Below are 20,648 nucleotides of genomic sequence, written 5' to 3'. Positions count from 1 at the left end.
TTCCAGCTCATGGGCATTATTGACGGGACCTGAGCTTCATCAGGAGGTGACGGGACTGCGATGGGCCTTTCCAAGCAGACGACCTTCACAGTGGCCTGCGCGCTCATGGCGGCTGCGATTCTGCCCGGTTTGGCGGGTTATGTCGCGGCGCGTTTCGAGGCCCACGAACAAGCCGTCAAAGAGGTGCTCCGGCTGAGGGCACAGTTGCACGACATCCGGACCGCGAGGGGCGCCGACATGCGCACCCTCGAACTGCGCGACGCCGAACTGCGGGCCGCGCAGATCCGCTACGAGAAGGCGCAGCGGCAGCCGTGCCGGTCGCAGCCCGAACACATCACGCTGGCCGTGCCGCGCACGCCGATGCCCGACCCGGCCGCCGTCGAGGCGCTCATCAGGACCCGGATCGAGCTCCAGGCGCCACCCGGGTGGCCGACGCGTTGAAGTCGCGCAGTTGCCGCGACAGATAGCTGCGCACCAGGGTCTTGGCCTCCGCGATGATCTCGGGGTCACCGTCGGGATCACGCCGGAAGGCCAGTTTCAGTACGGCGTCGCCGCCCTCGACGGCGACGAGTATCGCGGTGTCGAGGCGTTCGCTGTCGGCCATCCCGAACTCCTTCAGCAGGAGCCCGCGCAGGCGGCCGGCGATGACGGTGTTGTTGTCGGTGCCCGCGTCGAGCAGGTTGAGGTCGACCGCGTCGCCGAACCGCAGCGACTTGAAGCCGGGCACCGAGCGGTGCATCTCGACGTACTCGTCGATGATCGCGTCGACCGCGTCCCACCAGCCGCCGTATTCCTCGCTGATGAAGCGGCGGCCCACCCGGGCCACGAAGAGCTCGACGTTACGCCTGGTCAGAGCCTGGCTGATGGCACGTTTGTCGGGGAAGAACTGGTAGACCGAGCCGATCGCCACATCGGCGCGCTCGGCGATCCGGGTCGTCGACAGGCCGTCGTAGCCGACCTCGTCCAGCAGCTCGGCGCAGGCGTCGAGCATGCGCTCGACCCGGCGCGCGCTGCGGCGCTGCGTCGGCCGGCGGCGAAGCGAAGAGTTTGCGGAATCGTCGGAACAGTCAAGGGGCTGGCTGGACACTCTCCCTATCTTGCCCGGGAATCTACAGACCGGGGAATCGGCCGTTGCGGAACAGATCCACAAAAAGCTGATGATCGTGCCGGGCGCGGGCGCCGTATGCGTGGGCGAACTCGACGAGCAGCGTGGTGAACTCGGCCTCGTCGCCGTCGATCACGGCGACGATCGCCTCTTCGGTGGAGAAGTCGACCAGGTCGTGGCTCGACTCGTCGTCGGCGACCGAGTGCATGCGGGCCACCGCGCGGCCCAGGTCGGTGATCACCGAGGCGAGCTCGGCGGGCTCGTTGACGTCGCTCCAGTCGAGGTCTGCCGAGTAGGGCGAGACCTCGGCGACGAGCTGGCCGACGCCGTTCAGGTCGGCGTACCCGAGCCAGGAGTCGGCGTAGGCCTGGAGGGCGCGCTGCGACTCGGCGGTGCGGTGGCCCTGGTGCTTGAAGTAGCCGTGCACCTTCTCGTCGTCGATGTAGCGGGCCACGGCCGGGACCTGGGCCTGCTTCATGTAGAGGATGACGTCGTTCTCCAGCGCCTGGGTGTGCCCTTCGAGCAGCAGGTTGTAGGACGGCAGCCCCGCCGACCCGATCCCGATGCCCTGCCGCAGGACGACGTCCTTGACGTGGTGCTCCACCGGGTTGAGCGGCTGCGGCAGCGTGGCCAGGTAGCCCTCGTAAGCGGCCAGCACGGCGTCGCGGGTGGCGTCGTCGACCGGGTGGCGGTTGTCGGCGACCGCGAAGCGGCGCTCGAAGTTCTCGATCGTGGTCTCCTCGTCGAGCAGCGCCACCCGCGTGTTCAGCCGCGCGGTCTGCAGCACCCGGTGGAGGACCCCGCTGGTGGTCTCCAGCGTGAGCGACCCGATGGCGTCGTCGCCGCCGTGGGCGATGGCGGCGAGCTCGTGGAGGTAGGAGCCGGCGAACTCGCGTACCAGCTCGGTGATGACCTCGTCGGACAGCGCCTTGGCGTAGCCGATGAGCGCGACGCTGGCCACGAACCGCTTCAGGTCCCAGATGTAGGGCCCGACGTAGGCCTCGTCGAAGTCGTTCACGTTGAAGACCAGGCGGCCCGAGGAGTTCATGTAGGTGCCGAAGTTCTCGGCGTGCAGGTCGCCGTGGATCCAGACGCGGCGGGTCAGGTCGTCGAGGAACGAGTCGTCGGCCAGGTCTCCCGACAGGTCGGCGTAGAACAGGCACGCGCTGCCCCGGTAGAAGGCGAACGGGGAGGCCGCCATCTTGCGGAACTTGGCCCGGAACGCCCCCGGCTCGCGGCCGATGGACTCACCGAACTCGGCCAGCAGGACGTCGAGAATGAACTGGGACCGCTGCGTCATGAGGAGACGGTAGTGCCGCCGGGGCTTACCGCGCCATGACCAGCCGATCAACAGATTCAGGGCTTGGCAGAAAGACCCGTGCACTCGCGCAGCGACCGCCAGTACGCGATCTCCTGCCTGCCCGCCGACCCGGTGACCGGGACCGGCACGCCGCCGTTGATGCGGGCCGGGGTCCAGGTGTCCTTCATCACCTTGCGGCCGTTGATCGTCAGGGTCAGCACGCCGGTACGGCCGGTGTCGGGCCCCCAGTTGTAGAAGACGAAGTTGCCCAGGCCGTAGCTGACGTAGGCGTTGTCGAGGTAGCCGGCGCCGAGCAGGATGTGGGCGTGGCCGCCGACCACGACGTCGGCGCCCGCCGCGACCAGCTTGGGGGCCAGCGAGAGCTGCGCCTCGTTGGGGCACTTCTGCAGCTCGGTCCCCCAGTGCAGGTGGACGATCACCGTGTCGTTGTTCCTGCGGGCGTTCTTGACCGCCTGGATCAGCCGCGCCTCCTCCTTGGCCGAGGCGAGGCCGCCCTGGGAGCCGGTGGCCGTCCAGGAGGAGATGAACTCGGCGTCGAGCACCTGCGTCGCGCCGATGATGGCGACCTTGTTGCCGTTCACGACGGTCCGCCAGGGCCGGTAGGCCTCGGTCGCGTTGCGCCCGATGCCCACGATGGGGAACTTCGACTTCCTGATGGCGGCGAGGGAGTCGTCCAGGCCGCTCTGCATGTAGTCCATGCCGTGGTTGTTGGCCATCGACGCGACGTCGACCCCGGCGGCCTTCAGCGCGGTCAGCGCGGTGGCCGGAGCGCGGAAGGTGTACTGCTTGCCGGGGGCCGGGGTGCCCGCCTCGGTGATGGCGGTCTCCAGGTTGACCATCGCGATGTCGGCCCTGGACAGCACCTTGGCGATCGGCCCGAGCGCGGTCTTCGGGTTGGCGTTCAGCCGGGTCCGCAGGATGCCCTCGAAGTGCACGTCGCCGCCGAACGCGATGGTGAACGGCTTCTTCGCCGGCGACGGCTTCGGAGACGGGCTCGTGCGGGTGGCCTGCTCAGGGGCCTTGACGCGCTGGACGCCCGGTTCGCCCTCGGCGGCGGCGCATCCGGCACTCAGGGCAGCGGCGGCGATCATCGCAATTGCACGTCTCACGGTCCAGAGCATGCCATCTCATGAAGGTTCGCGCCTTACGGAGACTTCTTATGGACAAAGTGGGGAAATTCGCTTACTTGAACAGTTCAAGTTAAGCGACGTAGCGTGGGGAAGGTGGTGAGAACCAGACCGCTCTGGAGGACACCCGATGACTGACCGAAACAATGGCAGGCCACGTACCACGACGGATTCCGGCACTCCGGCCCCGAGCGACGAGTTCTCGCTCTCCGTCGGCCCCGAGGGGCCGCTTCTGCTGCAGGACCACTATCTGATCCAGAAGATGGCCCAGTTCAACCGGGAGAGGGTGCCGGAGCGGGTCGTCCACGCCAAGGGCGGCGGCGCCCACGGGTTCATGGAGATCACCGAGGACGTCAGCCAGTTCACCAAGGCCGGGCTCTTCCAGAAGGGCGCCCGCACCGAACTGTTCCTGCGCTTCTCGACGGTCGCCGGCGAACTCGGCAGCGCCGACACCCAGCGCGACCCGCGCGGCTTCGCGATCAAGTTCTACACCGACGAGGGCAACTACGACCTCGTCGGCAACAACACCCCCATCTTCTTCGTCCGGGACCCCCAGAAGTTCCAGGACTTCATCCACAGCCAGAAGCGCCGCGCCGACAACCACATGCGCGACCACAACATGCAGTGGGACTTCTGGACGTTGTCCCCCGAGTCGGCGCACCAGGTGACGTTCCTGATGAGCGACCGAGGCACCCCGGCGTCGTGGCGGCACATGCACGGCTTCGGCTCGCACACGTTCCTCTGGTACAACGCGGCCGGCGAGAAGTTCTGGATCAAGTACCACCTGCGCACCGAGCAGGGCATCAAGAACTTCACCGACGCCGAGGCGACCGCCATGATCGCCCAGGACGCCGACTTCCACATCCGGGACCTGTACGACGCCATCAAGCGCGGCGACCACCCGTCATGGACGGTGAACGTGCAGATCATGCCCTTCGAGGAGGCCGCCGACTACCGGTTCAACCCCTTCGACCTGACCAAGGTGTGGCCGCACGGCGACTACCCGGAGATCACGATCGGCCGGTTCACCCTTGACCGGAACCCCGCGAACTACTTCGCCGAGGTCGAACAGGCCGGGTTCGAGCCGTCGAACTTCGTGCCCGGGATCGGACCGTCGCCGGACAAGATGTTGCAGGGGCGGCTGTTCTCGTACCCGGACACCCACCGCTACCGGATCGGGCCCAACTACCAGCAGCTCCCGATCAACGCCCCGCGGGTGCCGGTTCACAGCTACAACCGGGACGGCGCGATGCGCTACGCCAACATGCCCGACCCGGTGTACGCGCCCAACAGCATGGGCGGCCCGGCGGCCTTCGAGGACCTGTACGCCGGCGACACCTACCACGTGACCGGCGAGATCATGCGCTCCGCCTACCGGCCGCACGCCGAAGACGACGACTTCGTGCAGCCTCGGGCGTTGTGGGAGAACGTGCTCAGCGACGAGGACCGGGCGAACCTGACGAGCAACATCGTCGGGCACGCCTCGGCGCCGGAGATGACGCCCGAGGTGCAGAAGCGGGTGGTCGAGTACTGGACCAACGTGCACAAGGACCTGGGGCAGGGCGTGGCCAGGGGCCTGGGCCTCGACTAGCCATCCGACCAAAGAGAACGGCCCGTGTCCTCTGGAGAGGATGCGGGCCGTTCTGGTTTCGGTCAGTAGTCGAACTCGCCGTCCCTCACTCCCTGCTGAAAGGCGTCCCATTCGGGACGGGTGAAGATCAAAGCGGGACCGGACTGGTTCTTGCTGTCACGCACGGCAATCCCGTGGAGACCCAGATCCGCCACCTCGACACAGTTGCCGGCGCAGCTGTAAGAGCTCTTCTTCCAGACTGGCGTGATCGTTTCCACTGGCTCAGCCCCCAATCTAGGCGACCGGTTCCCGGAACCGCGTCGCAGACCAGCGCCGCCCCTGCCTCGTCTTTGGAACAGTGGAAAGCGCGCTTGCGAACTGAGTCGTTCCTCGCGGGCTTTCACCACGGGCATCATCAAGATCATTCTCATGCCCGCTTCGGAAGACCGAACGAGTCATGGGCAACGCGTTTCAGGTGGGAAATCCAGCAGATCCGCCATTTGCCGAATCCAGGTCATGGAAAGAAGCGCCGACTTATGACGGTGACCCGTGGGGCATACATCACCTCAGGTATCGATCTGGATTACCCCTACATCCAGCGTAACAGCGACACTTGACGGTTTGTAGTGATATTTACCTAACCCCAATGGGGCTTACGGCCCGCCGCAAAAAGAACGGCCCGCTTCCTCCCCACCGAGGATGCGGGCCGCTTCACGTCAGCCTCAGTCGAACTCTCCAACCGCCAAACCCTGGAGGAAGGCGTTCCACTCGGCTTCGGTGAACACCAGTACAGGCCCGTCAGGGTCCCGACTGTTTCTGACGGCGGTGTAACTCCCTGCCAGCCGAGCCACTTCAACACAGTTGGACTGACCGCTAAAGCTGCTCTTCTGCCAGACGGCATCGGACATGTCGACACTCGACACGGCCCACCCCTTTTCGTCTTGGTCACCCCAAGAATGACGAAAAGGGGATGGGCCGCTCAATGCCTCAAACGTCACTATGTAGTCCAGCAATACCTCATTCGGCACAACCGGAACATAGATAACTTACAGGTCAAACTCGCCGTTCTTGACGCCCCCGACGAAGGCGCGCCACTCCTGCGGCGTGAAGATGAGCGCAGGGCCCGACTCATTCTTGCTGTCACGCACGCCCACGTGTTGTTCATCGAGCCGCGCCACCTCCACGCACTGCGCGGTCCCGCTGAACGAACTCTTACGCCAGACAGCCCTGCTCATGTCCATGTAGACCGACATCCATTTCCGCGCCTGACACCCTAACCATGCCAGAACGCCGCTGCGTCCTTGATCGCCCGCCTGGAAGCGGCGGCGTCTAGGGCCACTCCCATCAGATGATCGAAAGCTCGCTCGTATCTGAAGACCTCTTCCGCGTCCTCCAGGAAGCGTGATCCTTCGAGATCTTCGAGGTACACGATGTCCGGGAAGTCGGGGAACGTGAAGTGAACGAACGGGCCGGTGGTCACCGGCAGCGGCGTTGACGTGGAAATGACCCTGATCTCGATGTGATCGAATTCGGAGACGTCGACCAGCTTCTCCAGCTGCTCGCCCATCACCTCGGCTCCGCCGACATCTCGGCGGAGCAGCGATTCTTCGAAGACGACCCGCAGCCGCAGCGGTTTGGGACCGTGCAGGAGGATCTCCTGCCGGCGTTCTCGCACCTCGACTCGGTCGTTCAGCCACGTCTTGGGGATCGGTGCGATGGGCTGCATGTGCTGCCCCATCAACGTTCGGGCGTAGGCCGAGGTCTGCAGCAGGCCGGGCAGCACCATCGGCTCCCAGTTCCGCATCTCCTCGGCGTCGGCCTCAAGTCCCAGATAGGAGACGAATCCCTGTGGCATGGATTCGCTGTATGGCTCCCACCAGCCCTTTTGGGCGGCATCCTGCCGGAGCTTGAGAGCATGCACGAGTGCGGCGTCATCGGCACCATACGCAGATACAAGTGCGGTGATGTCAGCCTCGCTCGGCATGGTCTGTGCGGTCTCGATACGGCTTACCTTCGCGGCGGACCAGCCCAGAGGGCCTGCCACTTGCGCGCCGGTTTTGCCGGTCGCCTCTCTGAGGCGGCGAAGTTGCTGACCGAGGCGGCGGCGACGAGGTGCGGCGGTGTCCTTCTCTGCCATTTCGTCCCCTCCGTCCCTCAACTGCTGGACTGGGAGCCCTCATAGGGAGAGCCACTCGCATCGTATGCAAATTGCACTGCACATGCAGTGTAAGCCGAGAATTTTCTTACGGCACGTCTTGCCGACAAATCTCTTCTGATAGACCATCGAGACAGAAAGGTCCATAGAAGATCATCAACCGGACAGATGCGGTCTCCTCAGGACCTTCCGGCAATGAAAAAAGGCCGGGCCGAAGGCTGCCACCGACGACCCGACCCGAGAGCTCCACTCGAAGCCACCGATAAGGAGTCTCCTATGCCCTTCCACCGTACCAACGCCCTCTTGCTATGCAAGGCCCGACTCATACTGCTCCGTGATGGAGCCGACCGTCGGTTGTGCTCCGCGCAGGATCGTTGGGCCTACGAGCTGGAGTGGACCACCACACGCAGAGGTTTCGGGAGTCGCGTCTACCGCGATCCCCGTTTCGACGTCGTTCGTGAGGTCGAGGAGGCCGGGCGGCTCGTGCCGACCGGCTGACCCATGGAGCTGGGCCGTGCCCACCGGGCGCCGGGCACGGCTCAGTAGGAGGCCCGGACGGTCCGCGGGGGCGTCTGGGCGACGGCGGGGGCCGCAGAATTTTATTCCGTTCTGGGGCTTCCGCCCCTCCTGCTCGCGGGCGCACGATGAGATCCATGACGACCGTCCACCGAACCTGTCCCCTCTGTGAGGCCGTCTGCGGCCTCACGATCACCCTTGAGGGTGGCCACGTCACCAAGGTCACCGGCGACCGTGACGATCCCTTCTCCAAGGGTTTCATCTGCCCCAAGGGGGCCTCGCTCGGGCGGCTCGACGAAGACCTCGACCGGCTGTCGGCACCATTGGTTCGCGAGGGTGACCAGTGGCGCGAGGTGAGCTGGGAGGAGGCCTTCGCGGCCGTCGCCAAGGGCCTGAAGGACATCTCGGGACCCGAGCGGGCCGTCTACCTGGGCAATCCCAGCGCCCACAGCATGGCCGGGGCCCTCTACGGAGGGGCGCTGGTCAGGGCGCTGGGCACCCGGAACGTCTTCTCGGCGAGCACGGCCGACCAGATGCCCAAGCACGTCGCCTCGGGGTTGATGTTCGGGCATCCCATGACGATCGCGGTGCCCGATCTCGACCGGACCGACTTCCTGCTGATGCTGGGGGCCAATCCGCTGGAGTCGAACGGGTCGCTCTGCACCGCGCCCGACTTCCCCGGGCGTCTCAAGGCCCTCCGGAAGCGGGGCGGGACCCTCGTCGTGGTCGACCCCCGGCGGACGCGGACCGCCGACCTGGCCGACGAGCACGTCTTCGTCCGGCCCGGCACCGACGCGTTCCTGCTGGCGGGGATCGTGCACACGCTCTTCGCCGAGAACCTGGTGAAGGTCGTGCTGCCGGTCGAAGGGCTCGCAGAGGTGGAGGCGGCCGTCAAGGACTTCCCGCCGCTGGTGGTGGAGGCCGCCTGCGGCGTCCCGGCCGAGGTGACGGTACGGCTCGCGCGCGCCCTCGCGGCCGCCCCCACCGCCGCCGTCTACGCCCGCATCGGGACCTGCACCGCCGAGTTCGGCACCGTGACGCAGTGGCTCGTGGACGTCCTCAACGTCCTGACCGGCAATCTCGACCGTCCGGGCGGGGCCATGTTCCCGACGCCCGCGACCGAGGGGGCACGCCGGCGCAAGCCGTACCGGACCGGACGGTGGACCAGCCGGGTCCGCGGCCTGAAGGAGACCAACGGCGAGTTGCCCGTCGCGACCCTGGCCGACGAGATCGAGACGCCCGGCGAGGGGCGGATCAGGGCCCTGGTGACCGTGGCCGGGAACCCGGCCTCGTCGGCGCCCAACGCGAGACGGCTGGCCGGCGCCCTGACCAAGCTCGACTTCATGGTCAGCGTCGACATCTACCTCAACGAGACCACCCGCCACGCGAACGTGATCCTGCCGCCGCCCCGGCTGCTGGCCACCGGCCACTACGACTTCGCGCTGCTGAACTTCGCGGTGCGCGACTACGCCCGCTACTCCCCGCCCGTCATGGCGGCCGGCGGGCCGTCGGAGGCCGAGATCCTCACCCGGCTCATCACGATCGCCTCCGGCGTCACGGGGATCGACGACCTGATCATCGCCCAGCTCGTCGGCGACCACGATCCGGCCGAACTCGACGGGGACACCGGGGCCGAACGGCGTCTGGACGCCATGTTGCGGCTGGGGCCGTACGGGAAATGGAACGGCGGCGATCTCACGCTGCGCAAGCTCCGCGACGAGCATCCCCACGGCCTGGACCTGGGGCCGCTGAAGCCGCGCCTGCCGGAGATCCTCACCACGGCCTCGGGGCGGATCGAGCTCGCGCCGCCGGAGATCGTCGCGGACGTCGCCCGGCTCCGCGACCGGCTCGACCGGGAGGCGCCCGAGTTCGTCCTCATCGGACGCCGTCACCTGCGGTCGAACAACTCGTGGTTGCACAACGTCGAGCCGCTCGTCGGCGGCACCAACCGGTGCACGCTCCAGATCAACCCGGCCGACGTGGCCCGCCTCGGGCTCGGCGGCCACGCCCTGATCCGATCGGAGGCGGGCGAACTGACCGTCCCGCTCGAACCGACCGACAAGATCATGCCGGGCGTCGTGAGCCTGCCGCACGGCTGGGGGCACGACGGGTTGCCGCAACAGGTGGCCGCCGGCAACGCGGGCGTGAACGTCAACGTGCTGACGGATGAAAAGGTCATCGATCCGCTGTCCGGGAATGCCGTGTTCAACGGTGTTCCGGTGATCCTGTGCCGCGTTTGATCACCACCGAATAAGGTGGCGCGGTGACCATCGCGCAGCACCGGGATCGCCTCGACGCTCAGCTCGCCTTCGTGGTGGAGATCGACAAGCTCAAGCGTGTCATCCGCCGCAACACCCTCATCGACGGATCGCGCCGCGAGAACGACGCCGAGCACTCCTGGCAGCTCGGCGTCTGGGCGCTGGTGATGGCCGAGCACGCCCCGGCGGGCACCGACATCGACCGGGTGGTGCGCATGCTGCTCGTCCACGACATCGTCGAGATCGACGCCGGCGACACCTTCATCTACGACCGGGTGGCCGTCGAGGCCCAGGAGGCCGCCGAGCGGGCCGCCGCCGACCGGATCTTCGGGCTGCTGCCGAGTGACCAGGCGGGGCCGCTGCGGGAGTTGTGGGACGAGTTCGAGGCCCGGCAGACCCCCGAGGCCCGCTACGCCAAGGCCCTCGACCGGCTCGCGCCGATCATGGCCAACCACCACAACGACGGCGGCACCTGGGCCCTCTACAAGGTCACCGCCTCCCAGGTGCTCGCCAACGTGGCGATCATCGAGGAGGGCTCCCCCACCCTGGGGGCATACGCCCACGATCTGGTGGAGACGTCGGTGCTCAGAGGTCACCTCGCCCGATGATGTTCGTCTCCTGACAGTCCGGGTACGTCGTGTCAGGGGGTGACATCGATGGACAGATCAACCGAGAAGTCCGCGAAGCCACGCAAAATCGGCAATGGCGGCGGCGATCTCCTGGACCGGCTCGAACACGCGACGACGCTCGACCGGCCGATCAGGGGGCTCGCGAAGGCGGTCAGGGCGCGGATCGGGCCCGGCTGGGTGCGCGACGCGCTCCACGGCGTGCCGATCGGCCACCCGGTGCACCCGCCGCTGGCGACTGTGGCCGTGGGCTGTTTCGCGGCCACCGCCATCCTCGACGCCACCAAGGCCGACCCCATGGCCGCCCGGACCGTCCTGGCCGCCGGCCTGGCGACCGCGCTGCCGACCGCCGCGGCGGGGGTCACCGACTGGTCGGCTCTGCACCGCGAGCAGCAGCGGGTGGGTTTCGTGCACGCCCTGGCCAACGTCGCCGCCGTGGGCCTCTACGCGGGCTCGCTGGCGTTCCGGATCGCCGGGCGCGAGAAGGCCGGGCGGTTCTTCGCGACGGCGGGCCTGATGGCCGCGAGCGCCGGCGCCTATCTGGGCGGCCACCTGGCCTACCGGCTCGCCGCGGGGGCCAACCACGCCGAGCAGGTCAGCCATCTGGTGCCGACCGGCTGGCACGACCTCGGCCCGATCAGCGACCTGCCCAACGGGCGGCCCGTCGCCCGCCGCCTGGGCTACATCGACCTGTTCGTGCTGCGGCTGGGCGAGGGCGTGACGGTGCTGGCCGACGGGTGTTCCCATCTGGCCGGGCCGCTGCACCAGGGCCGCGTGACGGTCGAGAACGGCGAGCCGTGCGTGGTGTGCCCGTGGCACGGCAGCGTGTTCCGGATCGCCGACGGCGCGGTGATGCACGGCCCGGCGACGGCGAAGCAGCCCTCGTTCGAGACGAGGGTGCGCCGCGACGGCGTGGTTCAGGTCAGGCCGGCTCGTTAGCGTCGATCGGGTGCTCCACCAGTGCGAGCACCCGGCTCTGCATGAACCGGGCGGTGCGGACCGGAGTTCCGTTCCTGGTCACCTCGGAGACCTCGACGACGCCCCGGCCGGTGGTCACCTCGACCCGGCGGCCGGCCTTCGTCGCGATGACCTCGTAGGTGCGGGGGGTTCCTCCGGCGTCGATGACGATTTCTACGCGATCGCCTTTCACATGGGGTTTCATACCCGTTTTCGATAATTTGTACGCATAAATCAAGTCAACAACTTCACGATCGCCGCGATCCCCACCACAACGATCACCCCCCGCAGGACGGGTGCCGGGATGCGCCGCCCGACCCGGGCGCCCACGAACCCGCCGATCGCCGAACCGACCGCGATCAGCGCGACCACGGTCCAGTCGACCTCGGCGATCACGATGAACAACACCGCCGCGGTGAAGTTGACCAGCAGCGACAGCAGGTTCTTGGCCGCGTTGAGGCGCTGGAGCTCCTCGTCGAGGAACACCCCCATCAACCCGATCAGCACGACCCCCTGGGCGGCGCCGAAGTAGCCCCCGTACATGCCGGCCCCGAAGACCCCCAGCCAGAGCCACGGCCCGCCGTGCTCCGAGCGGCGGCGATGGGAGATCCAGCCGGCCACCCGGGGCTGGATGACCACCAGCACGCACGCGATGGCGATCAGGATCGGCACGATCACGTTGAAGGCCTGTGGCGGGAGCCGGAGCAACAGGAACCCGCCGACCAGCGATCCCAGGACCGACGCGACGGCGAGCCTGGTCAGCCGGGCCCGCTGGCCCTGGAGCTCGGCGCGGTAGCCGAGCACGCCGGTGACACCGCCGGGCACCAGCCCGATGTTGTTGGACACGTTCGCGACGATCGGCGGATAGCCCACCGCGAGCAGCGTCGGGAACGTGATCAGCGAACCGGAGCCCACGACGGCGTTGATGCCGCCCGCCCCGACCCCGGCCGCGAACACCGCGACCGCTTCCCACGGTGTCAACACGGTGTCACGGATCCTCATCTCGTACCGGCTGACGGAATCCTAGGCGGCAGCGGTCCGAGCTCAGGACACGGGGGCGGAAATTCCGGTCAGGTCACAAGGGCTTCCCGGGGAGGTCCTTGTCGGGTTTGTTCTGCGGCTGGAAAAGGCCGCCGAGCGACTCCAGCGCCTTGCCCATTTCGGACGGCACGATCCACAACTTGTTCGCGTCGCCCTTGGCGATCTGCGGCAACGTCGTGAGGTATTGGTAGGCCAGCAGCCGCTCGTCGGGGTTGCCGTCGTGGATGGCCTTGAAGACCATGCCGATCGCGTCGGCCTCGCCCTTGGCCCGCATCGCGCGGGCCTCCGCCTCGGCCTGCGCCCGCAGCACGACGGCCTCGGCCTCGCCGCGCGCCTTCAGCACGGCCGCCTCGCGCTCGCCCTGGGCGGTGAGGATGGCCGACTGCTTGTTGCCCTCGGCGGTGAGGATCGCGGCGCGCTTGTCGCGGTCGGCACGCATCTGCTTCTCCATCGAGTCCTGGATGGAGGCGGGCGGGTCGATGGCCTTCAGCTCGACCCGGTTGACCCGGATGCCCCAGCGGCCGGTCGCGTCGTCGAGCACCCCGCGCAGCTCGGTGTTGATCTCCTCGCGGGAGGTCAGCGTGCGTTCGAGGTCCATTCCGCCGACCACGTTGCGCAGGGTCGTCACGGTCAACTGCTCGACCGCGACGATGAAACTCGCGATCTCGTACGTCGCCGCCTTCGGATCGGTCACCTGGAAATAGATGACCGTGTCGATGGAGACGACCAGGTTGTCGGACGTGATGACCGGCTGGGGAGGGAACGTCACCACCTGTTCGCGCAGGTCGACCTCGACCTTGATGCGGTCGATGAACGGCACGACGATGTTCAGCCCCGCGTTCAGAGTGCGGTGATATCGACCGAATCGTTCGACGATTCTCGCCGTCGCCTGCGGCACGATCCGAATCGTCCGGGCCAGCGCGAACGCGGCGAGGAAGACCACGACGAGGGTGATGACGAGCTGGGTCATGGGTCCACTCCAGTCTGTGACGACTGGAGTAAATGATATTTGGGCGACGCTTTACAAGAGGAAAAAGAACGAAATATCAGAATGGCCGGGCGTACCAACGACCGGACGCGTTCCTCTCCAGCCCCAAGGGCACCCCGAACGTCTTCGACAGGTTGTCGCCGGTCATCACGTAGTCGATCGGGCCCTGGGCGACGATCGAACCATGCCGGAGCATCAGCGCGTGGGTGAACCCGGCCGGAATCTCCTCGACGTGGTGGGTGACGAGCACCATCGTGGGCGCCTTCGGGTCTTGCGCGAGCTGGGAAAGGCGCCTCACCAGGTCTTCGCGGGCGCCGACGTCGAGCCCGGCGGCCGGCTCGTCGAGCAGCAGCAGCTCGGGGTCGGGCATCAGGGCGCGGGCGATCTGGACACGCTTGCGCTCGCCCTCCGACAGGGTGCCGAACCGGCGGCGGATCAGGTGGGCGCAGCCGAGCTGGTCGATCAGCTCGACGGCGCGGGTGACGTCGTGGGAGTCGTACTCCTCGGTCCAGCGGCCGAGGATGGCGTAGGAGGCGGTCAGCACGAGGTCGATGACCTTCTCCTCCGGCGGGACCTTCTCGGCCAGCGCCGAGCTGGCCAGGCCGATGCGGGGACGCAGCTCGAACACGTCGGTCTGACCCAGGCGCTCGCCCAGGATGTCGACGTGGCCGTCGGTGGGGAACAGCAGCGCGGCGGCGATCTGCAGCAGCGTGGTCTTGCCGGCGCCGTTGGGGCCGATCACCACCCAGCGTTCGTCTTCGGCCACCGCCCAGTCGATGTCGCGCACCAGGATCGCGCCGTCGCGCCGGATGGCGACGCCACGCATGTTGAGCACCTGACCGCCCACGACGATCCCCCTCACGTCCGAATCCGTCCGCGTAAAATCTATTGCCTTATCGTGGTTGGGGTGCGCACCGATTCACCGATCTCCGCGGCCCTCGTCTCCTGGGGGAACGCCTGGCTGACCGGCCACGCCGGTCTCGACGACGCCGTCGACGCCCTTGAGCGGTCGGCCGGTCCACAGATCGTGACGGATATCACTGGCGAGTCGCCGCTGCGCGTCTTCCTCGCGGAGCTGCGGGCGACGGGCTTGTCGTCGTTCCGGCTGGCGCTGCCCATCCCCGGCGACCTTCTCGGCCTCACCGGGCCGCCGGTCTTCAACGGCGCCGCGCTCGAAGCGGGGCAGGCGGTCATCGCGGTGCTCGGCGCCCGGCGGTTCGGGCTGGTGCCCTCCCCCGACCGGCGCGGCTCGTCCTACTCGGGCATCCGGTGGACCGTCCACGACGCCCACGTCGCCGACGCCGACGTGCCGCAGCTCGCCGACGCCGAGCGCGCCCTGTCGGCCGCGATGCGGTCGGCGACCGACGCGCTGACCTCGGTCGACGGGCCCATGCAGGGCTTCCCGGCGCTCGACCACGTCGACGGCGCGCTGGCGCCCGGCTATCCCGGCCGCGCCCACCGCGTCGGCCACCTCGCGGCCCGCCTCGCGCTCGCGCTGCGGCTGGCCGAGGAGCGCGGGCTGACCTCCGGCCAGGTCGCCGCGCGCCGCGAGGCGCTGAAGGCCCTCGACCACGCGGTACGCCGGGCGCGGGTCGCCGCCCACCACGCGATCCTCGAACAACTTCGCGCCTAGCTCTCCAGCTTCCAGAACCTGACCCGCTTGTCCTCCCCGGCCGAGACGACGACCGTCCGGCCGTCGACCTCGGCGAACCCGACCGAGTAGACGTTCTTGCCGTCGTGGGCCTTCACCGGCTTGCCGACCTCCTCCGACTTCTCCAGGTCCCACATCCGGAGCGTGCCGTCGGTGGAGCCGGAGACCGCCATCGGGTGGCCGCCGATCTCGCGGTAGGCCAGCGAGTAGACGTTGTCCTTGTGGCCGGTGAGGCTCTCGCCGATCTGCTTGCCGGTCTTCAGGTCCCAGACGCGGACCTTCTTGTCCTCGCCGCCCGAGATGGCCACCGCCTTGCCGTCGACCTCGCCGGTGGTGACGGAGTAGACGGGCTTGCCGTGGCCCCTGAAGGTCTTGCCGTACTGCTTGCCGGACGAGGCGTCCCAGACCTTGAGACTCTTGTCCTCGCTGGCCGAGACGATGACCGTCTTGTCGCCGACCTTGCCGAAGGCCAGCCAGTTGATGACGTCCTTGTGTGCCCTGATGCCGCCGCCGATGGGCTGGCGGGTCTTCAGGTCCCACAACCGGATCCGGCCGTCGGCGCCGGCGGAGGCGGCCACCCACTTGCTGCCGACCTTGCCCATGGCGACCGTGTAGACGGAGTTGCCGTGCCCCCACAGTCCGCCGCCGACGGCCTTGCGCTTCTCGACGTCCCAGACGCGGACCGAGCCGTCGCGGCTGCCGGTGACGGCGAGCGGACGGCCGTTGACCTCGGCGGTGGCGACGGCGTAGACCCAGTCGCCGTGGGCGTAGATCGGCTTGCCGAGCGCCTTGTGCGACTCGGCGCTCCACATCCGGACCGACCGGTCGACGCTGGCGGTGACGACGATCGGGTTGTCCGCGTCGCCTCCCACGGCGACGGAGTAGATCGAGCTCCGGTGCCCGGTCAGGGAACCGCCGTCCTGCTTGCCGAGCGCGGGGACCGGGGCCGCGGTCGGCGGCGGGCTGGGCGACGGTGACAAGGACGGTGACGGCGCGGTGGTCGGGGACAACGAGGCCGCCGCCGGCGACGGGACCGAGGCCGAGGCGGTCGTCGTCGGCAACCGGGTCACCGGCGCGCCGGTGACGCCGCCCTGGGCGGCCACGGGGATCTTCCCGGGGTCGTCCTCGTCGCCGTCGAAGAGGTTCGGCACGAGGAACAGCGCGGTCGCCGCCACCGCGAGCACACCGACGAGAACCCCGGTGACCAGACCCGCCCTGCTCTTCGTGGGCGGCGCCTCGCCGAGCCAGCCGCCGGTCGGGTCGGGACGGGGGTGGTAGGTGGTCGCGTCGGCATCGGCGGGCGGCGGCGGGGTGTCCTTGGCCTTCGCCTTGCCCTTGGCCTTGGACTTCGCCTTCCGCTCGGCCGGTGGCGCCGGATCACCGCCGTTGGGCGGCTGGTACCCGGGCGGCGGGAAACTCTGACCCGGCTGCTGGTGGTAGGGCGGCGGGTACCCCTGAGCGGGACCCGGCTGCGGCGGGCCCTGCGGGTATCCAGGGCCCTGCGGGTAGCCCGGCGGCGGAAAGCTCTGACCGGGACTCTGCGGGTGACCCGGCTGACCCTGATAGCCCGGAGGCGGAAAGCTCTGACCCGGACCCTGCGGATGACCCGGCTGACCCTGATAGCCCGGAGGCGGGAAACTCTGTCCCGGACTTTGCGGATGACCCGGCTGGCCCTGGTAACCGGGGGGCGGGAAACTCTGACCGGGACCCTGCGGATGACCCGGCTGACCCTGATAGCCCGGGGGCGGAAAGCTCTGACCGGGACCCTGCGGATGACCCGGCTGGCCCTGATGGCCCGGAGGCGGGAAGCTCTGGGCCGGTGGCCGCAGGTGGGGCGCCTGCGGGTCGGGCGGCGCGAAACCCGGGCCGGCCGGATCCGCGGGCTTCTCCGCCGCCTCCTTCTTCTTCGACGCGGCGTTGAGGCCGGCCAGGAGGGACTTGTCGAGGTCGTCGTCGACCTGGTGGTCGAGGAGGGCGAAGAGGGCCTCGCTCGCGGTGGGGCGGTTCTCGGCCTGCTTGTCGAGGCTGGCCTCGACGATGGGGCGCAGCAGGTCGGGCAGCGTCGAGACGTCGGGGGTGTCGTTCATGACGCGGTAGAGCACGGCGGGCAGGCTGTCGTGGCCGAAGGCGGGCCGGCCGGTCGACGCGTAGAACATCGTCACGGCCCAGCTGAACATGTCGGACGGCGGCCCGACGCGCTTGGCCTCGATCTGCTCGGGCGACATGTACGCCGGTGTCCCGACCACCCCGCTCGACAGGGTCGACGACGAGTCGAGCGCCCGCGCGATGCCGAAGTCGATCACGCGCGGCCCGTCCTGGGCCAGCAGCACGTTCGACGGCTTGAAGTCGCGGTGGACGATCCCGGCCCGGTGGATGGCCGCCAGGGCGGTGATGGTGCCGACGGCCAGCCGGTGGAGGTTGCCGCCGGTGCGGGGGCCCTCCTGCTGGACGACCCGCTGCAACGAGACGCCGTCGACGAGCTCGGACACGATGTAGGGCCGGTCGCCGTCCATGTGGGCGCCGAGGACCTGGGCGGTGCAGAACTGCGCGACCCGCCGCGCGGCGGACACCTCGCGGAGAAACGAGTCTGCGTCGATCGCGTCCGTGACTCGCAACAGTTTTATCGCGACCGGGCTCCCGTCGGGTGCGGTCCCGGCGTACACGACACCCTGCGCGCCCTCCCCAAGGCGCGCATCGATGCGGTAAACCCCCAGCTCAGTTGGGTCGCCAGGCCGTAATGGCGAAGTCTGCGACACGACGGTGCTCCCCCGTACAAACGATCAACTCTACGCGAAGTGTAGTAGTGCTCAACCGTTCCAAAGTGATAATGGTCTAGACATACGGGGATTGCCATGTCTTGTCCAACGGAGAACTCCATGCGCCCAACTTCCGGCATCGTCGCCGGACTCGTGCTCTTAGCGCCGCTCGCGGTGAGCGTTCCGGCGAGCGCCGCGCCCGCCTTGGCGAGCGCCGCCAAGGGCGTCACCGCGAAGAAGGCTCCTTACGCCACCTTCAAGGTGCACAACGTCGTCTATCCGAAGAAGGTGAAGGCCGGGGCCAAGATCACCTACTACTTCGAGATCACCAACCTCGGCCCGTACAGCGCCGACTACTACTACATCGGGGGCATCCTGCCGAAGGGCATCATCAGCACCCTGAAGTGGAACGGCCCGAAGAACACCACGTGCACGTGGGAGGGCAACGAGTTCTGGTGCTGGCCGCCGCCCATCCTCTACCCCGACCCCGAAGAGGACTGGCAGACCGACACCACGTGGCTGACGATCCAGGTCACCCTGAACAAGAAGACCCGCGGCACCGCCACCGCCAAGCTCGGCGGCATGACCTTCGACGTGCCCTCGGGCGCCGGCGACCTCGACGAGAAGCGCCTTCGCGACCTGGGCATCAAGGGCTGGATCTACACCAAGACCGTGAAGACCCAGATCGTCGCCCCCTCGGTCAAGAAGAAGAGCACCAAGCAGGTCTACGTGCCGCCGCCCCCGCCCCCGCCGAAGCCCGACCGGGCTCCCACGCGCAACCGCAAGAAGGGCACCTGACGGCTTAGGCCAATCCGTGCCGCACGGCGTACAGGGCCGCTTGAGTCCGGTCCTGTACGCCCAGCTTCATCAGCACGTTGGACACATGCGTCTTGACGGTCTTCTCGGCCACGTCGAGCGCCCGCGCGATCTCCCGGTTCGACCGCCCGCCGGCGATCAGCGCCAGCACCTCGCGTTCCCGGTCGGTCAGCGCCACCGCCTCGGACGACGGCGCGAGCATCGCCTCGGCCGCCTCGGGCGCCAGCGCGACCTGCCCGCCGTGGACGGCCCTGATGGCCGACACGAGCGCCGCCGGGTCGACGTCCTTGTAGAGGAAGCCCGCCGCCCCGGCCCGCATCGCGGGCGCGACGTCGCCGCGTTCGGTCATCGAGGTCAGCACGATCACCCGCGCGGCCCCGTCGAGCTCGGCCAGCGCGCCCAGCCCGCCGAGGACGGGCATCTTCAGGTCGAGCAGCACCACGTCGGGAGTGAGCGCGCGGGCCAGTTCGACGGCCTCGGCGCCGTCACCGGCCTCGGCCACGACCTCGATGTCGCCCTGGACCTCAAGGAACGTACGCAGGCCCTGGCGCACGATCGGATGGTCGTCGGCGATCAGCACCCGGATCATGTCGGCACCACCATCCTCACCGTCGTCCCGGCCCCCGGCCGGGAGATCACGTCAAGCCTGCCACCGACTCCGGCCGCGCGGTCGCGCATCGATTCGAGCCCGAGGCCCCGGGTGGGCTCGCCGTCGAAGCCGTCGCCGTCGTCGACGACTTCGAGCACGAGGTCGGCGCGGTCGCGCCGCAGCCGTACCCGCAACGAGGCGCACCCCGAGTGGCGCAGCGCGTTGTGCTGGGCCTCCTGGGCGACGCGCAGCACCGCGACCTCGGTCTCGGCCGGGAGTTCGCCCTCGAAGTGCCCCTCGAAGGTGACCGTCGCGGAGTGGAGCCGGTCGAGCAGCCCGACGTTCTTGCGCAGCGTCTCGACCAGCCCGTGGCTGTCGAGCTCGGCCGGCCGCAGCTCGACGATGACCTCCCTGAGCTCGGCCAGCGCCTCGCCGGCCATCCGCTGGACGGTGTCGAGCTCCCGCGCGGCCCGTTCGGGGTCGGTGACCAGCAGCGCCCTGGCCGCCTGGGCCGTCAGCCGCAGTGAGAAGAGTTTCTGCGTGACGGCGTCGTGGAGCTCGCGGGCCATGCGCTGGCGCTCCTCGATGACCGTCAGCTCGCGCCCCCGTTCGTAGAGGCGGGCGTTGGTCAGCGCGATGGCGGCGTGGGCGGCGAAGAGGGTCAGCACGTCCTGGTCGTCGGTGGTGAACGGACCGCAGGCCTTGTTGGCCAGGAAGATGATGCCGAGCACCTGGTCGCCGTCTTGGATGGGGACGCCGAGGAAGTCTTTCAGCACGGGATGGGCCTTGGGCCAGCCGTCGAACCGGGGATCGCGGCGCACGTCGCCGAGCCGGACCGGGGTGCCCTCCCGCAACATCGCGCCCAGCAGGCCGTGCTGGCGCGGGGTGGGCCCGATGGCCTCCCACTGCTCGGGCGTGATGCCGTCGGCGACGAACTCGGCGAACGACCCGTCGTCGTCGGGCACGCCGAGTGCGGCATAGCGGGCGTCGAGGAGCTCCCTGGCCGAGCGCACGATGACCTGCAACACCTCCCGTGGGGAGAGGTGCCGGGTGACCGCGAGGACGGCGGCGCTGACGGCGTTCAGCAGGGCGTCCTGACTTTCCCGCATGCCGCAACCCTAAGTCCTAGCCCGGAAGGCCTAGGACCGGCCGGTCTCGGGCCCGATGTGGTC

At 68.6% G+C, this 20,648-nt stretch carries 21 protein-coding genes; 7 read left to right on the top strand and 14 right to left on the bottom strand.

What is annotated here, in order from left to right:
- Positions 1–105 precede the first annotated feature (105 nt).
- Complete coding sequence (locus AW273_RS32795) at positions 106–441, top strand: hypothetical protein (RefSeq protein WP_157556406.1); 336 nt, start codon at positions 106–108, stop codon at positions 439–441.
- Here AW273_RS32795 and AW273_RS32790 read toward each other — a convergent pair.
- The 3 genes from AW273_RS32790 to AW273_RS32780 all read right to left on the bottom strand — a co-directional run bounded on the left by AW273_RS32790 (position 392) and on the right by AW273_RS32780 (position 3,547).
- Positions 392–991 carry a TetR/AcrR family transcriptional regulator gene (locus tag AW273_RS32790; RefSeq protein ID WP_062356928.1) on the bottom strand — a complete coding sequence of 200 codons (600 nt, stop codon included), beginning with the start codon at positions 989–991 and terminating at the stop codon, positions 392–394. The genes AW273_RS32795 and AW273_RS32790 overlap by 50 nt on opposite strands.
- A gap of 118 nt (positions 992–1,109) precedes the next feature.
- Entirely contained in the window at positions 1,110–2,405 is a 1,296-nt protein-coding gene (locus tag AW273_RS32785; protein ID WP_062356927.1) for a DUF2252 domain-containing protein, read from the bottom strand.
- Positions 2,406–2,461: 56 nt separating this feature from the next.
- Complete coding sequence (locus AW273_RS32780; RefSeq protein WP_062356924.1) at positions 2,462–3,547, bottom strand: CapA family protein; 1,086 nt, start codon at positions 3,545–3,547, stop codon at positions 2,462–2,464.
- A gap of 136 nt (positions 3,548–3,683) precedes the next feature.
- On the opposite strand from AW273_RS32780, the gene AW273_RS32775 reads away from it, so the two are divergent.
- Positions 3,684–5,144, top strand: coding sequence for a catalase (locus tag AW273_RS32775; RefSeq protein ID WP_062356921.1), 1,461 nt, complete (start codon positions 3,684–3,686; stop codon positions 5,142–5,144).
- Positions 5,145–5,206: 62 nt separating this feature from the next.
- Here AW273_RS32775 and AW273_RS38955 read toward each other — a convergent pair whose 3' ends face one another.
- From AW273_RS38955 to AW273_RS32760, 4 genes are all read right to left on the bottom strand, one after another.
- A complete protein-coding gene (locus AW273_RS38955; RefSeq protein WP_304608021.1) occupies positions 5,207–5,401 on the bottom strand; it encodes a DUF397 domain-containing protein in 195 nt (64 codons plus the stop codon).
- A 444-nt stretch (positions 5,402–5,845) separates the two neighbouring features.
- Positions 5,846–6,046 (bottom strand): DUF397 domain-containing protein, encoded by a 201-nt coding sequence (locus AW273_RS36750; RefSeq protein ID WP_353051408.1) that lies wholly within the window; start codon positions 6,044–6,046, stop codon positions 5,846–5,848.
- A gap of 123 nt (positions 6,047–6,169) precedes the next feature.
- Entirely contained in the window at positions 6,170–6,376 is a 207-nt protein-coding gene (locus tag AW273_RS32765) for a DUF397 domain-containing protein (RefSeq protein ID WP_157556404.1), read from the bottom strand.
- 20 nt (positions 6,377–6,396) lie between these two features.
- Positions 6,397–7,260: a helix-turn-helix domain-containing protein gene (locus AW273_RS32760; RefSeq protein ID WP_063910194.1), complete on the bottom strand. Its 864-nt coding sequence runs from the start codon at positions 7,258–7,260 to the stop codon at positions 6,397–6,399.
- 671 nt (positions 7,261–7,931) lie between these two features.
- Here AW273_RS32760 and AW273_RS32750 point away from each other — a divergent pair.
- The 3 genes from AW273_RS32750 to AW273_RS32740 are packed head-to-tail and all read left to right on the top strand — an operon-like array spanning position 7,932 to position 11,617.
- Positions 7,932–10,034 carry a molybdopterin-dependent oxidoreductase gene (locus AW273_RS32750; protein ID WP_062356910.1) on the top strand — a complete coding sequence of 701 codons (2,103 nt, stop codon included), beginning with the start codon at positions 7,932–7,934 and terminating at the stop codon, positions 10,032–10,034.
- A 23-nt stretch (positions 10,035–10,057) separates the two neighbouring features.
- On the top strand, positions 10,058–10,660 hold the full coding sequence (locus tag AW273_RS32745) for an HD domain-containing protein (protein ID WP_062340523.1): 603 nt from the start codon (positions 10,058–10,060) through the stop codon (positions 10,658–10,660).
- A 48-nt stretch (positions 10,661–10,708) separates the two neighbouring features.
- Positions 10,709–11,617 (top strand): Rieske (2Fe-2S) protein, encoded by a 909-nt coding sequence (locus AW273_RS32740; protein WP_062356907.1) that lies wholly within the window; start codon positions 10,709–10,711, stop codon positions 11,615–11,617.
- Here the strand turns inward: AW273_RS32740 and AW273_RS32735 are convergent.
- The 4 genes from AW273_RS32735 to AW273_RS32720 form a co-directional block, all read right to left on the bottom strand.
- The gene (locus AW273_RS32735) at positions 11,601–11,828 is read right to left on the bottom strand and encodes a DUF8836 family protein (RefSeq protein WP_030456190.1); all 228 of its coding nucleotides are present in this window, start codon (positions 11,826–11,828) and stop codon (positions 11,601–11,603) included. The genes AW273_RS32740 and AW273_RS32735 overlap by 17 nt on opposite strands.
- Before the next feature lie 41 nt (positions 11,829–11,869).
- Positions 11,870–12,616, bottom strand: a complete 747-nt coding sequence (locus AW273_RS32730) for a sulfite exporter TauE/SafE family protein (RefSeq protein ID WP_062357025.1) — start codon at positions 12,614–12,616, stop codon at positions 11,870–11,872.
- 94 nt (positions 12,617–12,710) lie between these two features.
- On the bottom strand, positions 12,711–13,646 hold the full coding sequence (locus AW273_RS32725; protein ID WP_062356904.1) for an SPFH domain-containing protein: 936 nt from the start codon (positions 13,644–13,646) through the stop codon (positions 12,711–12,713).
- 76 nt (positions 13,647–13,722) lie between these two features.
- A complete protein-coding gene (locus AW273_RS32720) occupies positions 13,723–14,511 on the bottom strand; it encodes an ABC transporter ATP-binding protein (RefSeq protein ID WP_030456193.1) in 789 nt (262 codons plus the stop codon).
- A gap of 60 nt (positions 14,512–14,571) precedes the next feature.
- On the opposite strand from AW273_RS32720, the gene AW273_RS32715 reads away from it, so the two are divergent.
- Positions 14,572–15,297, top strand: a complete 726-nt coding sequence (locus AW273_RS32715) for an Rv1486c family protein (RefSeq protein WP_198168481.1) — start codon at positions 14,572–14,574, stop codon at positions 15,295–15,297.
- On the opposite strand, the gene AW273_RS32710 is transcribed toward AW273_RS32715, so the two are convergent.
- Entirely contained in the window at positions 15,294–18,071 is a 2,778-nt protein-coding gene (locus tag AW273_RS32710; RefSeq protein WP_083950224.1) for a WD40 repeat domain-containing serine/threonine protein kinase, read from the bottom strand. The genes AW273_RS32715 and AW273_RS32710 overlap by 4 nt on opposite strands.
- A 120-nt stretch (positions 18,072–18,191) precedes the next feature.
- On the opposite strand from AW273_RS32710, the gene AW273_RS32705 reads away from it, so the two are divergent.
- The gene (locus AW273_RS32705) at positions 18,192–18,869 is read left to right on the top strand and encodes a hypothetical protein (RefSeq protein WP_157556402.1); all 678 of its coding nucleotides are present in this window, start codon (positions 18,192–18,194) and stop codon (positions 18,867–18,869) included.
- Positions 18,870–18,873: 4 nt separating this feature from the next.
- Here AW273_RS32705 and AW273_RS32700 read toward each other — a convergent pair whose 3' ends face one another.
- Positions 18,874–19,476 (bottom strand): response regulator, encoded by a 603-nt coding sequence (locus tag AW273_RS32700; protein WP_062356896.1) that lies wholly within the window; start codon positions 19,474–19,476, stop codon positions 18,874–18,876.
- Positions 19,473–20,585 (bottom strand): GAF domain-containing sensor histidine kinase, encoded by a 1,113-nt coding sequence (locus AW273_RS32695; protein WP_062356893.1) that lies wholly within the window; start codon positions 20,583–20,585, stop codon positions 19,473–19,475. Before AW273_RS32695 ends, AW273_RS32700 begins: the two co-directional genes overlap by 4 nt.
- Positions 20,586–20,648 lie beyond the last annotated feature (63 nt).

This window comes from Herbidospora yilanensis (assembly GCF_001570565.1).
Taxonomy (GTDB): domain Bacteria; phylum Actinomycetota; class Actinomycetes; order Streptosporangiales; family Streptosporangiaceae; genus Herbidospora; species Herbidospora yilanensis.
This window is presented reverse-complemented; position numbering and strand designations above follow the sequence as displayed.

Excerpts from the sequence above, each read along its gene's own strand:
- AW273_RS32705 (WP_157556402.1), top strand. The coding sequence starts at position 18,192 with ATGCGCCCAACTTCCGGCATCGTCGCCGGACTCGTGCTCTTAGCGCCG.
- AW273_RS32780 (WP_062356924.1), bottom strand. The coding sequence starts at position 3,547 with ATGCTCTGGACCGTGAGACGTGCAATTGCGATGATCGCCGCCGCTGCC.
- AW273_RS32775 (WP_062356921.1), top strand. The coding sequence starts at position 3,684 with ATGACTGACCGAAACAATGGCAGGCCACGTACCACGACGGATTCCGGC.
- AW273_RS32725 (WP_062356904.1), bottom strand. The coding sequence starts at position 13,646 with ATGACCCAGCTCGTCATCACCCTCGTCGTGGTCTTCCTCGCCGCGTTC.
- AW273_RS32760 (WP_063910194.1), bottom strand. The coding sequence starts at position 7,260 with ATGGCAGAGAAGGACACCGCCGCACCTCGTCGCCGCCGCCTCGGTCAG.
- AW273_RS32795 (WP_157556406.1), top strand. The coding sequence starts at position 106 with ATGGCGGCTGCGATTCTGCCCGGTTTGGCGGGTTATGTCGCGGCGCGT.
- AW273_RS32750 (WP_062356910.1), top strand. The coding sequence starts at position 7,932 with ATGACGACCGTCCACCGAACCTGTCCCCTCTGTGAGGCCGTCTGCGGC.
- AW273_RS32765 (WP_157556404.1), bottom strand. The coding sequence starts at position 6,376 with ATGTCGGTCTACATGGACATGAGCAGGGCTGTCTGGCGTAAGAGTTCG.
- AW273_RS32790 (WP_062356928.1), bottom strand. The coding sequence starts at position 991 with ATGCTCGACGCCTGCGCCGAGCTGCTGGACGAGGTCGGCTACGACGGC.
- AW273_RS32785 (WP_062356927.1), bottom strand. The coding sequence starts at position 2,405 with ATGACGCAGCGGTCCCAGTTCATTCTCGACGTCCTGCTGGCCGAGTTC.
- AW273_RS32695 (WP_062356893.1), bottom strand. The coding sequence starts at position 20,585 with ATGCGGGAAAGTCAGGACGCCCTGCTGAACGCCGTCAGCGCCGCCGTC.
- AW273_RS32700 (WP_062356896.1), bottom strand. The coding sequence starts at position 19,476 with ATGATCCGGGTGCTGATCGCCGACGACCATCCGATCGTGCGCCAGGGC.
- AW273_RS32740 (WP_062356907.1), top strand. The coding sequence starts at position 10,709 with ATGGACAGATCAACCGAGAAGTCCGCGAAGCCACGCAAAATCGGCAAT.